The sequence below is a fragment of the Stackebrandtia albiflava genome (assembly GCF_007994225.1).
Taxonomy (GTDB): domain Bacteria; phylum Actinomycetota; class Actinomycetes; order Mycobacteriales; family Micromonosporaceae; genus Stackebrandtia; species Stackebrandtia albiflava.
In genome coordinates this window covers 274,497-287,019 of record NZ_VLLL01000008.1, presented here as the reverse complement: position 1 = coordinate 287,019, position 12,523 = coordinate 274,497, and the positions used below count along the sequence as shown (strand labels likewise).

Annotated in this window: 9 protein-coding genes; 4 read left to right on the top strand and 5 right to left on the bottom strand. The window is 72.2% G+C overall.

The genetic code is table 11. The features are described from left to right. Positions 1 to 124: 124 nt before the first annotated feature. From LX16_RS22310 to LX16_RS22300, 3 genes are read right to left on the bottom strand one after another with little or no spacing between them, the layout of a single operon-like run. On the bottom strand, positions 125 to 2,911 hold the full coding sequence (locus tag LX16_RS22310; protein WP_211354694.1) for a helix-turn-helix transcriptional regulator: 2,787 nt from the start codon (positions 2,909 to 2,911) through the stop codon (positions 125 to 127). A 50-nt stretch (positions 2,912 to 2,961) separates the two neighbouring features. Beyond that, positions 2,962 to 3,945 carry a zinc-binding dehydrogenase gene (locus LX16_RS22305; protein ID WP_147142781.1) on the bottom strand — a complete coding sequence of 328 codons (984 nt, stop codon included), beginning with the start codon at positions 3,943 to 3,945 and terminating at the stop codon, positions 2,962 to 2,964. A 54-nt stretch (positions 3,946 to 3,999) separates the two neighbouring features. Then, a complete protein-coding gene (locus tag LX16_RS22300) occupies positions 4,000 to 4,587 on the bottom strand; it encodes an NADPH-dependent FMN reductase (RefSeq protein WP_147142778.1) in 588 nt (195 codons plus the stop codon). A 265-nt stretch (positions 4,588 to 4,852) separates the two neighbouring features. Between LX16_RS22300 and LX16_RS22295 the strand changes: the two genes are divergently transcribed. Continuing rightward, positions 4,853 to 6,223 (top strand): MFS transporter, encoded by a 1,371-nt coding sequence (locus tag LX16_RS22295; protein WP_147142775.1) that lies wholly within the window; start codon positions 4,853 to 4,855, stop codon positions 6,221 to 6,223. A gap of 5 nt (positions 6,224 to 6,228) precedes the next feature. Here the strand turns inward: LX16_RS22295 and LX16_RS22290 are convergent, their stop codons facing one another. Further along, on the bottom strand, positions 6,229 to 8,181 hold the full coding sequence (locus LX16_RS22290; protein WP_147142772.1) for an acetoacetate--CoA ligase: 1,953 nt from the start codon (positions 8,179 to 8,181) through the stop codon (positions 6,229 to 6,231). Positions 8,182 to 8,296: 115 nt separating this feature from the next. On the opposite strand from LX16_RS22290, the gene LX16_RS22285 reads away from it, so the two are divergent. Continuing rightward, a complete protein-coding gene (locus LX16_RS22285; RefSeq protein WP_147142769.1) occupies positions 8,297 to 9,028 on the top strand; it encodes a hypothetical protein in 732 nt (243 codons plus the stop codon). Here the strand turns inward: LX16_RS22285 and LX16_RS22280 are convergent. Beyond that, positions 9,016 to 10,515 carry an SDR family oxidoreductase gene (locus LX16_RS22280; protein WP_147142766.1) on the bottom strand — a complete coding sequence of 500 codons (1,500 nt, stop codon included), beginning with the start codon at positions 10,513 to 10,515 and terminating at the stop codon, positions 9,016 to 9,018. The genes LX16_RS22285 and LX16_RS22280 overlap by 13 nt on opposite strands. A 185-nt stretch (positions 10,516 to 10,700) precedes the next feature. Here LX16_RS22280 and LX16_RS22275 point away from each other — a divergent pair, with 185 nt between their 5' ends. Continuing rightward, a complete protein-coding gene (locus tag LX16_RS22275; protein ID WP_147142763.1) occupies positions 10,701 to 11,264 on the top strand; it encodes a hypothetical protein in 564 nt (187 codons plus the stop codon). Positions 11,265 to 11,499: 235 nt separating this feature from the next. Next, entirely contained in the window at positions 11,500 to 12,510 is a 1,011-nt protein-coding gene (locus tag LX16_RS22270) for a M23 family metallopeptidase (RefSeq protein ID WP_147142760.1), read from the top strand. Positions 12,511 to 12,523: the final 13 nt, after the last annotated feature.

The following is a 12,523-nucleotide window of genomic DNA, read 5'->3' as shown; positions in this document are numbered from 1 at the left end:
TGGAACCTCCGAACAGCCGGAGCCTCTGACCAGACTGACTAGAATATAGCATCGTCACACCCCACCCAACGGCCGACCGAGAGTGATCGTTACGCCACTTCCCGCGTAAGTGGCGTAGGTCACATCACGCGGAGAGGTCCAGGGACACGAGTTCACCCCGAGAGGTCACACCGAGCTTGGGATACGCCTTGTAGAGGTGGTAGCCGACGGTGCGGGGGCTCAGGAACAACTGGCCGCCGATGTCGCGGTTGGTCATGCCCTTGGCCGCCAACCTCACCACCTGGAGTTCCTGGGGTGTCAACCGCTCCAGCCGGCCGGGCTCCGCCGGGTGCGCCCGGCCCTCACCGGCCGCCCGCAACTCGTTCACGGCGCGGTCGGCCCACGGCGCCACTCCGAGCCGCTCGAAGCCGGTGAGCGCCGCCCGGAGCTGCACCCGCGCGTCCACGCGCCTGCGGTTCCGCCGCAGCCACTCCCCGTACAGCAGTTCGGTGCGGGCCTGCTCGAACGGCCGCCCCGCCACGCGGTGCCGCTCCAGCGCCGCCCGGAACAGTTCCTCGGCCTCGCCGTCACCCGCCAGCAACGCCCGGCACCGCAACTCGACGGCGATCGGCGCGTCGGCACCGGTCGCCTCGGCGTAGGACCGGAACCACTCGTACGGGCCGAGCGCGGGTGTGACGTCGCCGGTGCGGACGGCGGCCTCCACCAGGTCGGGAACCATCGGGAGGACGTCCATGGGGTTCTCACTCGACGTGAGCCCCACCAGGCGTTCCACCACGGCGTCGTAGCGGCCGAGACTCATGTCGCGCAGCGCCCGGGCGCCGTCGACGACCACGATGCCGTACTTGACGTCGGCGACCGAGTCGTCCAACACCCGGCGGACCTCCGCCTCGTCACCGCGCATGGCCGCGACCGTGGCCTTGACGCCGACCGGCACCCCCACCGACACCAGGTTCCTACCCGTGCTGGGGTCTGCGATCGCCAGCGCCTCGTCGGCGGTGGCCACCGCGTCGCGCAACCGCCCGCCGTACAACTGGGCCTTCGACAGCAGGCCGAGCGCGCGGGGCAACACGCCCACCGCGCCGGTGGCGCGGCATTCGGCGACCAGACGTTCCGCCAGTGTCCGGCCGTGTTCGTGGTCGCCGAGCATCAGGTACCACCACACCTGTCGTGACGCGTCCTGCGGTGGCAGCCGGTCGCGCCGCTCGGTGACGTCCAGCAGTTCCCGCAGCGCCGCCACACCGTCGGCCATGGATCCGTCGGCGTGGCCGTTGAACCCGGCGGCGACCCTCGCCATCGCCCGGACCCACGGCGCTCGGGGCAGTGCGAGGCGTTCGGCCAGGTCGGCGGCCTCCCGCACCCGGGTGAACCGTCCCGCGGTCCAGGCCGCCTCGGCGGCGTGGAACAGCATGTGGCTCGCCCGGTCGGGGGTCTCGGAGGCGACGACGCTCGCGGTGTCGCGCCAGGTCTCGTACGCGTCCATCGGGTGTCCCCGCCACATGGCGGCGGTCGCCTGGACCATCGCCCGGTCGGCGCAGGTGACGGTGTCGCGGTGCTGCCGGCTCGACTGGTCGGTGAGTCGCGCCGCCCGGTCGAGTTGTCCCGCGTCAAGGGCGGCCTTGGCGGCCTCGGTGAGGCGGCGGGCCCGCTCCCTGGGGTCGGGACTGAGCCGGCCGGCGCGTTCGTAGCCGACCGAGACGGCCGAGTATCCGCCTCGTTCCCTGGACTGTTCGGCGCCGGCTTCCAGGGCCGCCGCCACCGTCTCGTCGGGGCCGGTGGCGGCCGCGGCGAGGTGCCAGGCCCGGCGGCCGAGGTCGGCCTCTGCGTCGAAGGTGCCGGCGAGGGCCCTGTGCGCCGCCATCCGCCGGTCGTGGGTGGCGGACTGGTAGGCGGCCGTGAGGATCAGGGGGTGCCGGAACTCGAAGTGTTCGGCGGTGAGCCGCACCAGTTCACGTCGCTCGGCGATCGCCAGGTCCCCCGCCTGGACGCCGAGGTCGGCGGCGGCGGTGAGGATCTTGGTGACGTCGCAGACTCCGGCGGCGGCGGCCACCAGCAGTCCGTCCCTTGTGGTCTGTGGCAGGGCCGTGATCCGGTCGGTGAAGGTGCGGACGATCCGGGAGTGCGTCGGCAGCGGCGCGACACCGTACGGGTCGGCGGTGAGCTGGCCCTCCCGTTGCGCCACGGCGAGTTCCCGTAGCGCCAGCGGATTGCCTCCACTCTGGAGTCTGATCTGGTGCCGCACGTATTCGGGCAGGTCCCGGGCAGTCTCGGCGAGGAGCGCGTCTGCGGCGGCGTCGGAGAGCGCGGTGAGGGCGATCTCCTCGACACCGGAGGCGGGGAACTCCGGGGCGTGGAGGTCACGCACCCCGAACAGCAGCACGACACCCTCGGCCTCCAGGCGCCGTGCCGCGAACAGCAGGGCCTGCGCCGTCTCGTGGTCGAGCCAGTGCGCGTCGTCGACGATGCACAGGACCGGGCGTTCCTCGGCCAGTTCCGCCAGGAGGGTGAGGACGGCGAGCCCGACCGCGAGCCGGTCCGCCGGGACACCCGACGCCAGGCCGAGGGCGGTGTGCAACGCCTCGGCCTGTGCCTCGGGCAGGTCGTCGATCCTCGACCGCATCGGGCGCAGCAGCAGGTGGAGACCGGCGTACCCGAGGTCGGCCTCGGCCTCGATCCCCGCGCTCCGGACGACCCGCATGTCCGGTGCGGCGTCGGTGGCGAGCCGGTCGAACAGCGCGGTCTTCCCGAGGCCGGCCTCGCCCCTGACGACCAGGGCGGCGCTGCGGCCCCGCCGGGCGGCGTCGAGCAGTCCGGCGAGGCGGGCCAGTTCGGGTTCCCTGCCGTGGAGCGGCATGTGGTCGACGGGGGCGGTCGGCGGGGCGGCGTCGAGTGTCACGGTTCCGGTCGTGGCCATTCGTCGATTCTGCGGGTTGCACTTAGGTGTAAGTCAAGCCGGGACGACCGTCATGTCCGGAGTATCACCTTGCCGACCGTCTCGCGCGCCTCCAAGGCGGTGTGCGCGGCGGCGGCGTCGGCCAACCGGAACTCCCGCACCAGTGGTGTCATCCGTCCCTCGGCCGCCGCCGCGAGCGCGCTGGTCTCTAGTGGACGGAGGCCGCCGGTGCCGCGCAGCAGCGCCGGGCCGAGTGTCACCTGGGCGGACAGGCAGCGGGCGAACAGGTCGTCGGCGGTGAATCCGATCGGCGCGCCGGACGACCAGCCGAACAGGACGATCCTGCCGCCGACCGTGAGCATGTCCATGGCCAGGCGGGCGGGCTCGCCGCCCACACCGTCGTACAGCAGCGTCGGTTCACGGCCCGCGAGGCCGCGTCGCGCGGCCTCGGGCCAGTCCGGCGCGGTGTAGTCGACGCCGATCACTCCCGGAGCCACCTCGGCGAGCCGGTCGAGTTTGTGCCGTCCGCCCGCCAGGCCCACCACGGCGGCGCCGGCCGCCAGCGCGGCCTGGACCAGCAGCGTTCCGACACCCCCGGCGGCGGCGGTCACCACCACCACGTCACCGGCCGTGACGGGCGCCTGGTGCAGAACGGCCAGGGCGGTGCGGCCGGTGCCGATCATCGCGACGGCCGCCGACGCGGTGAGTCCGTCGGGGAGGACGTGCAGCGCCTCGGGTTCCCGGACGGCCTGTTCGGCGTATCCGCCGCTGGCGATGCCCAGGTGGGTGACGACCCGCCTGCCGAGCCACTGTGGATCCACTCCGTCACCGAGGGCGTCGACCGTCCCTGCGACCTCCCGCCCCGGCGTCATGGGCAGGTCGGCCCGCCCGAACGGGTTGGAGTCGTCTCCGTTGCGGATGACGGTGTCGAGCAGGTGCACGCCGGCCGCCTCGACGGCGATCCGTACCCGTCCGGGCGCCGGAGCGAGGTCCGGCACCTCCTCGTACCGGAGTCGTTCGGGGCCGCCGAACTCGTACTGTCGTATCGCGTACATGGTCTCCTCGTCTCAGGGGTTCCGGGCCTTGGGCCCGCCGGGGCGTGGCCGGGGTCAGCGCCGGTAGGGCGTGCGGTTCCGGGCGTCGCGAAGCGACCGCCCCCACCACGCCAACTGGTCCAGCAGCTTCTTCGCGGCGGCGTCGGCCTCGACGCTCTCCCTGAGCGCGCCGGACTCGTCGCACAGGCCCCAGTAGTTGACGAGGGCAATGGTGTCGCGGACCGTGACGGCGTGGACCTCGGGGAACACCTGCCGGAGGTGTTCGACGGCGCGCTGGCCTCCGACCATGCCGCCGTAGGACACGAAACCGACCGGTTTGGCGTTCCACTCGTCGTTGTAGTAGTCGATCGCGGCCTTCAACGGTGCCGGGTAGCTGTGGTTGTACTCGGGGGTGACGACGACGAAGGCGTCGGCGGCGGCGAGTCGCCGCCCCAGCTCCACGACGACGGGGTAGTCGTCCTCGCCCTCCTCGTGGTGGCCGATGTCGACCGGCAGGCGGAGTTCCATCAGGTCGATCACGTCCACCTCGTAGTCGCCGTGGGCGCGGGCGCGTTCGGCGATCCAGTTGGCGGGGACCGGCCCGAACCGGCCCTTGCGGGTGCTTCCGATGATGACGGCCAACTTGAGCGGCTTCTCCGACACGTTTCCTCCTCGATGACGGGTGTCGTGTTGTCGGTCTCGAAGTTACGGAGACGCCGGGGGTGGCGGCATCTGTCACGTGACCGGTCGTGGGTCCCGCCGATCGGTCGCCGTATCGGTCACCCCGTCGCGGTGCCGGTGGGCGACGGCCCGCGGGTTCGGTACCCGGGTGCCGTTCCGGTGGTGCGGAACGCCGAGGGCGGCGGTGTCGACGGCACCGGTCGATCGACAGATGCCGCCCGTGCCGGACCCGCCATAGCGTTCCGGCATGACTCGCATCGCAGACCCTCCCACTACCACCCGCTGGGCTCCCGTGGTGGCGTTGGCCCTGGCCATGGTCGTGGTGACCTCCGACCTGACCATCGCCTCGATCGCGCTTCCCGACATCGGGCAGCACTTCTCGGTCAGCCCCGCCGACACCGCGTGGGTGCTGTTGGCCTATGCCCTGCCGATGGCGGCCGTGGCGATTCCCGCCGGACAGTGGGCCGACCGCGCCGACGTGCGGCGTGTCTTCCTGCTGTCGATGGCCGGGGTCGCGGTGAGCAGTCTCGTGGCGGGACTGGCCACCGGGTTCTGGATGCTGTTGGCGGCCCGGCTGTTCCAGGGCGTCGCGGCGGCGTTGACGATGGCGGTGTACATGCCGATCGTCGCCTCCAGTGTCCACACCGGACAGCGTGGCCGCGCCATCGGCTACGTCATCACCATCATGACGGTCGGTGGCCTGATCGGTTCGCCGTTGGGCGGCCTGGTGACGGGCACCTGGGGATGGCGGTCGGTGTTCCTGTTGAAGCTGCCGGTCGTGGTGGCCGCCGTGTGGGTGGCGTGGCGTTCCCTGGGCGGCGACGGCAGGGGGCTGCCGGTACCGTCCGCGCGGCTGTGGCGGGGCGCGGCCGTGATGGGCGGCGCGATGGTGGCGTTGCTGTCGGGCGTGGAGCGGCTGGCCGAATCCACGGCGACCGGCGCGGTCCTGCTGGCCATATCGGTGGCGTTGTTCGCGGCGTGGCTGCGGCTCCGCGACTCGCGCCCGCTGGTCGGCGTGCTGCGCGGCCGGGTGATGGGCCTGACGCTGCTGAGCCTGTTCCTGGCGAGCATGCTCGTCGGCCTGGTGTCGTTCCTGCTCCCCTACTTCGTGACCGAGCGGATGGGCGCCGGTCCGGAGGGTCTGGGGTTGGCGCTGTTGGTGTTCAGCGGAACGATCGCGCCGGTGTCACCGGTGGCGGGTTGGCTGGCCGACCGGTTCGGGCCGCACACGGTCGCCCTCGCGGGGGCGGTGGTCACGTTGGCCGGACTGGTGGGACTGCTGACCCTGGACGGCGACGCCGGGCTGCCCGACCTGATGTGGCGCATGGCGATCCTGGGCGTCGGCGGTGGCCTGTTCAACGGTCCCGTCAACACCGGCCTGATGGCCGCGACCCCACCCGACATGATCGGTACGGCCGGCGGCCTGTTCGCGACCGTGCGGACCATGGCGAGCACGGTGGCGCCCGCGGTCACCGCGCTCGCCTGGACCACGGCGGGAGGCGGCACGGCGGGTTTCCGGGCCGGTGTCGTGGTGCTGGCGGTGGGTCAGGCGGTGTCGCTGCTCCTACTGGTCGCCGGGCGGCCCCGCCGTGGGAAGGCCGCCTCCGGGCCGGCGTGATCGTGTCAGCCGGTGCCCGCGTTCCGGAAGGCCAGGAACGGTTGCAGTGAGTCCGGGTCGGCGAGCGCGCCGGTGGCGGCGGCGGACTCGATCGGGGTGCCGGTGAGGATCTTCTTCACCGGCACCTCCAGCTTCTTGCCGGACAGGGTGCGTGGAATGCGCGGGACCGCGTGCAGCTCGTCGGGTACGTGCCGGGGTGACAGGTTGCCGCGCAGTTCGGCGGCGATGCGTTTGCGCAGTACGGCGTCCACCTCGACGCCGGACGCGGGAACGACGAACAGCAGCAGTCTTCCCATTCCGCCGTCGGGGTCCTCCAGGTGCACGACCAGGGAGTCGGCGACCTCGTCGAGTGCCTCCACGACCGAGTAGAACTCGGCGGTGCCCAACCGGACCCCGCCGCGTTTGAGGGTGGCGTCGCTGCGTCCGGTGATGACGCAGGTGCCGCGTTCGGTGACGGTGATCCAGTCACCGTGCCGCCACACGCCCGGGTAGGTGTCGAAGTACGCCTCGCGATACCGGGAGCCGTCCTCGTCGCCGTAGAAGCCCACCGGCATGGACGGCATCGGCGCGGTGATGACGAGTTCGCCCTGCTCCCCCACGACGGGCTGGCCCTCGGAGTCGAAGGCCTCGACCCTGGCGCCCAGACACCGGCAGGCGATCTCTCCCTTGTAGACGGGAACGAGTGGCGCACCGCCGACGAAACCGGTGCACACGTCGGTGCCGCCCGACAGCGAGGTCAACATGGCGTCCGGCGCGATGTCGGAGTAGACGTACTCGAAACCCTCCGGCGGCAGCGGTGAACCGGTCGAGCCGATGCCGCGCAGCCGGGACAGGTCGGCGATCTCGGCGGGACGGATCCCGCGTTTGCGGCACGCCAACAGGTACGGCGCGGAGGTGCCGAAGTTCGTGATCCCGGTGTCGGCGGCCAGCCGCCACTGCGCCGCCAGATCGGGGTGGGTCGGGTTGCCGTCGAACAACACCATCGCCGCGCCGGCCAGCGGCGCCGACACGAGGTAGTTCCACATCATCCAGCCGGTGGTGCAGAACCAGTAGAACCGGTCGGACGGCCCCAGGTCGTGGTGCAGGGCGAGCATCTTCAGGTGTTCCAGCGTGATGCCGCCGTGCCCGTGCACGATCGGTTTGGGCAGGCCGGTGGTGCCCGAGGAGTACAGCACGTACAGCGGGTGGTCGAAGGGCAGCGGCGCGAACTCCGGTGCGGCCGGGGCCGACAGCAGGTCACTCCAGTCGACGGTGTCGGGCAGCGGGTTCCCGGTGTAGTCGAGCGCGACGACGTGCCGCAGGCCGGTCAGCTCGGCGCGGATCATCGCGACCTCGTCACGACGGTCGACGTGCTTGTCGCCGTACCGGTATCCGTCGACGGTCACCAGCACCTTCGGCGCGATCTGCCGCCACCGGTCGCACACGCTGCGGGTACCGAACTCGGGCGCGCAACTGGAGAACACCGCGCCCATCCCGGCGCACGCCAGCAGCAGCACCACGGCCTCGGGGATGTTCGGGAGGTATGCCGCGACGCGGTCGCCGCGTTCCACGCCCAGTCGGCGCAGCCCCGCCTGGCAGGCGCCCACCCGGTCCCGGAGTTCACCGAGGGTCAGCGCGACGGGGGCCCGGGAGTCGCTGCGCGCCACGACCAGTACGTCCTCGTCGGCGCGGCCGGGCGCCGCCAGTACCCGCTCGGCGTAGTTGAGCGTCCTTCCGGGGAACCACACCGCCCCGGGCATGGTGGCGTCGGCGAGCGCCTCCTCGCCGGTGACGTCACCCGGCCCCACCTCGAAGTGACGCCAGATCGACGCCCAGAAGTCGCCGGGACGGTCCACCGACCACCGCCACAGCGAGTCGTAGTCGGTGACGGCCGGGTCGGCGAGCCATTCGATGTAGCGCCCCATCCTGGTGGTCGTCGCGGCATCGCTGGGCGGATTCCACAAGACTTCGGCGGACATGGGTACCTCTCTCGGCGGTGAGACAGCGGCGTCGCCCCATACTGCCTCACACGGGTAGCGCTGATGCGCAAGGATGGCTCACGGCGACACCGCACCCCGTTTTTAGGAGACCCCCATGCGGCACATCGCAAGCCTGCTCGCAGGCATCGTCATCGCCCCGCTCGCCTGGTTGCTGATCGGCGCGGGCCAGATCGGGCTCAACCCCTCCACGTACGCCGACTACGACGGCGCCCCCGACCGCCTCGTCGCCATCGTCATGTTCGCCGCCGCCGGAATCCTGCTCGGCCTGTTGGCCGTCACCCGGCTCAGTCCCGCCGGCCCGGTGCTGGTGGGCGTCGTCTTCGTCGCGGGCTTCGCCCTGTTCCGCGCCGACGTCTTCACGATCACCCTGCCGGAGGCCACGACCGGTTTCATGCTGCCCCGTGAATCGGTGGGTGTGGCCGGTGAGTCGGGCCTCATCGTGGCCGTCGCGGCCCTGCTGCTGATGTCGGCGGTCGTCCCGGCCCGGTGGCGGGGACGAGGCGAACCCGAACGCGAGGACCTGGACACCGCGAGCCTCGCCGGGACGACCCTGTCGCCCGGGGACACCGACACCCCCGCCGGGGGCTACGACCGCACCCTGGAGGTGCCCGCCGACCAGCACGGCTACGACGACCGCCCGGTCAACCCGTTCGACACGTCCGGTGACTACGGCGCCGGGCAGACCCAGCCGCAACCGGCGGCACGGTCCCCCTACGCCGACGACGCCTACGGTCAGGAGGACTACGACTACGACGGCCGCACCGCCACGGCCGCGCCGCCGCGTTACGGCGACCAGCACCACGACGACGGCGGTTACCGCCGCTGACGTCCGGTCGTGGCGCCGGCCCGTCCCGGCGCCACGACCCTGCCCGCGGCTCCGGTGATGTTGCGGGCCATTCCGCCGAACACGATGCCGTGGAACGGCGCGATCGCCTTCCAGTACAGGTGTCCGGCGAGGCCGTGCGGGACGAACACCGCCCGCTGCCGGTACACCGCGCCGCCTCCGGGCCGGGGCGCGACCGACAGTTCCAGCCACGCGCGTCCCGGCACCCGCATCTCGGCGCGCAGCCGCAACGTCCTGGGCCGGTCGAGGTGCTCCACCCGCCACCAGTCGAGCGCCTCGCCGACGCGCAGCCGGTGCGGGTCCCGTCGTCCCCGTCGCAGTCCGACACCGCCGCCGAGCCGGTCGATCCAGCCGCGGACCGCCCAGGCGAGCGGGAACGAGTACCAGCCGTGTTCGCCGCCTATCGATTCGACGATCCGCCACACCTCGGCGGGATCGGCGTCGGTCTCGCGGCGCCGCGTGTCGGTGTAGAGGGAGCCGCCGGTCCAGCCGGGGTCGGTGGGCAGCGGATCGGACGGCGCCCCGGGGGTGGAGGCGTCCGACCAGCGGGTGGGCACGTCGGTGTCGCGGATCCGGGCCAGGGCCAGCCGGATCGCGTCATCGCATCCGGTGAGTCCGCCGGGCGGGTCGGGGATGTACGCGGCGATGTCGTGGTCGTGGCAGACCGCCTCGTTGATGAGCGAGCCGATCAGCGGAACGGCGATGGCGCGCGGTACGGGGGTGACGAACTCGACCCACTGCGCCGACAGCCACGGACTGAGCACCGGCACCGGCAGGACGACCCGGCGCGGCAGGCCGGCGGCACGCGCGTACCGGCGCATCAGGCCCACATACGTCACGACGTCGGGGCCGCCGATGTCGAAGCCGCGGTCGAGTCCGTCGGGCAGTTCGGCGGCGCGTCTCAGGTAATGGAGGACGTCCCGGACCGCTATGGGTTGCACGCGGTTGCGCGCCCACCGGGGCGTGACCATGATCGGCAGCCGCTCGGTGAGGTATCGCAGCATCTCGAAGCTCGCCGACCCCGAACCGAGGACGACGGCCGCGCGCAACGCCACGGTCGGTACCGGCGAGTCGAGGAGGATCCTGCCCACCTCGGCGCGGGAACGGAGGTGCTCGGACACGTGCGCGGCGTCCGGGACGATGCCGCCGAGGTAGACGATCCGTCGTACGCCCGCCTCGTGGGCGGCGTGGGCGACGTGTCGCGCGGCCCGCCGGTCGATGTCGCGGTAGCCGGCGGAGTGCAGGGAGTGCACCAGGTAGTAGACGACCTCCTGCCCGGCGACGGCGTCGGCGACCGAGGCGGCGTCGGTGACGTCGGCGCGGCACACCTCGACGGCGTCCGCCCATTCGGCGTCGGCGAGTTTGCCGGGTTGGCGCGCCGCCACCCGGACCCGGTGCCCGGCGTTCAGCAGTTCGGGCACGAGTCGGCCACCGATGTACCCGGTCGCCCCGAACACCACGCAACGCATCCGCCACCCCCGGGGCCGAGCGTAGCGGCCGGTACGGGTCGCCGGACCGGATCACCGGCGGGGCGGCACCGGCATACGCACGGATTCCGGAGGGGTGCCGCCGGGTCGCCCGGAAGTGACCGCCGACGCAGGAATGTAGATCACTCGATACGGGTGTGGAGGGTGATGCGCTAGCGTTGCCGCTCGTGACGACTATGAGCCGGGCGACCGGGCGAGACGGTAGCCGCGGCTCCGCGTGGATGATGGCCGGTTTCGGCCTGTTGTGGTGGCTGGCAGGGACCGGCGGCCTGTCCGCCGGGGTGTCGCCGGTGCTCATGGGACTGGGCGCGGTGGCCGCCGTGGTGTTGTTCGTGGCGTCGGCGCGGCGGCTGAACCGCACCGGTGAGCAGGAGATGTTCCAGCGCACCGGCCGGGTCTTCATGCTGGTGAACCTGGGACAGGTGGCGGGGATCTTCGTGGTGGTCGCGGTGGCGAACCTGCTGGACGCGCAGACCTGGATCCCGCCGATGATCACGGTGGTGGTGGGGATCCACTTCCTCCCGCTGGCGAAGGCGTTCGGCATGCCGGAGTTCCGGTGGATCGCGTGGATCTTCGTCGCGGTGGCCGTGTTGGGCGCCTGCCTGGCGGCGATCGGCCTGCCCCTGCCGGTGACGCTGGGGACCGTCGGTATCGCGTGCGCCCTGGTGCTGTGGGGCTACGTCGGATGGCTGTTGCGCATCGGCCCGGCGACCGCCGCCGGGGACCGGTGACCGCCGCCACCACACCGGCGGCGCTCGGTACACCACTGTGACGGGGTGATACCCCTGGCCACGGCCGGTGCGTCGCGGAGGGTAACGATCCGGCATCGGGCGGGTCCCGGCCTTGACGACCCTGCGTGGCCGACTCGTATAGTTCCGGTCACCCCTCGCTGAAGTGTCGGCCGACCCCCCTGTTCCCCGGCCGACCCCCGGCCGTCCCGCGGCCGGTCACCCCTCGGGATGGTCGATGAGATCCGTTCTGTCCGTGCTCGCCGCCGCGCCGTTCGTGCTCGCCGGAGTGCTCGCCGCCGCCCCACCGGCCGCCGCCGACGCGCCGGAGTCCGCACCGGTCTGTGTGGAGTCCGACGCGGCCGTCGGCATCGCGACCTTCGGTTTCCTTCAGGAGCAGATCGACAACGCCCTGATGATCCACCGGATCGCGACGGAGCGTGGCCTGCCGGAGTCGGCGTCGTTGATCGGTGTCACCGCCGCGATGACCGATTCGGGGCTGCGGAACCTGGATCCGGCGGAGGAGTCGGAGGCGGCGGGTGTCTTCGCCCAGTCGGCCGACTGGGGGACCGTGGAACAGCGGCGTGAGCCCGGGTTCGCGGCGGGCCGGTTCTTCGACGCGATGGTGGACGTCGACGGCTGGCGGGACATGCCGCCGGCGCAGGTGGCGCGGGAGGTGCAGGGCGCACGGCAGGGGGCCGGGTACGCCGCGCACCAGCCGACCGCCGCGATCCTGGTGAACCTGTTGCAGGGCGAGATCGACTGCCGCCCGGTGTTGGACGCCGGCCGGTACACGCACCCGGTGCCGGGGGTGGCGAGTGCGCAGCAGTTCCAGCCGCCCGGGAACCCGGGGCACAACGGCGTGGACTTCCTGACCGCGAAGGGCACCCCGATCCTGGCCGCCGGTGACGGCACCGTCGTCACCGTGGAGTGCAACGCCCACACCGGTGACGGGGCGGCGTACTCGTGCGATGTGGACGGTTCTCCGCAGGTGTTCGGCTGTGGGTGGTACATGGAGATCCTGCACACCGACATGACGTTGACCCGGTACTGCCACATGGCGTCGGCGCCGGAGGTGTCGGTCGGTGAGAAGGTGACCGCCGGGCAGGTCATCGGCGCGATCGGTTCCTCGGGCAACTCCTCGGCGCCGCATCTGCACTTCGAGACGCACTCGGCGTACCCGGCGTGGCCGGAGACCGCCGTGAACCCGGTCGGCTACTTCACCGACCGGGGTGTCGAACTGGGCTGAGCCGTCACGGCTC

What these genes read in the sequence shown, in the direction of transcription:
- LX16_RS22290 (WP_147142772.1), bottom strand. Translation starts at nt 8,181, where the DNA reads ATGTCCGCCGAAGTCTTGTGGAATCCGCCCAGCGATGCCGCGACGACC.
- LX16_RS22285 (WP_147142769.1), top strand. Translation starts at nt 8,297, where the DNA reads ATGCGGCACATCGCAAGCCTGCTCGCAGGCATCGTCATCGCCCCGCTC.
- LX16_RS22270 (WP_147142760.1), top strand. Translation starts at nt 11,500, where the DNA reads ATGAGATCCGTTCTGTCCGTGCTCGCCGCCGCGCCGTTCGTGCTCGCC.
- LX16_RS22280 (WP_147142766.1), bottom strand. Translation starts at nt 10,515, where the DNA reads ATGCGTTGCGTGGTGTTCGGGGCGACCGGGTACATCGGTGGCCGACTC.
- LX16_RS22305 (WP_147142781.1), bottom strand. Translation starts at nt 3,945, where the DNA reads ATGTACGCGATACGACAGTACGAGTTCGGCGGCCCCGAACGACTCCGG.
- LX16_RS22295 (WP_147142775.1), top strand. Translation starts at nt 4,853, where the DNA reads ATGACTCGCATCGCAGACCCTCCCACTACCACCCGCTGGGCTCCCGTG.
- LX16_RS22310 (WP_211354694.1), bottom strand. Translation starts at nt 2,911, where the DNA reads ATGGCCACGACCGGAACCGTGACACTCGACGCCGCCCCGCCGACCGCC.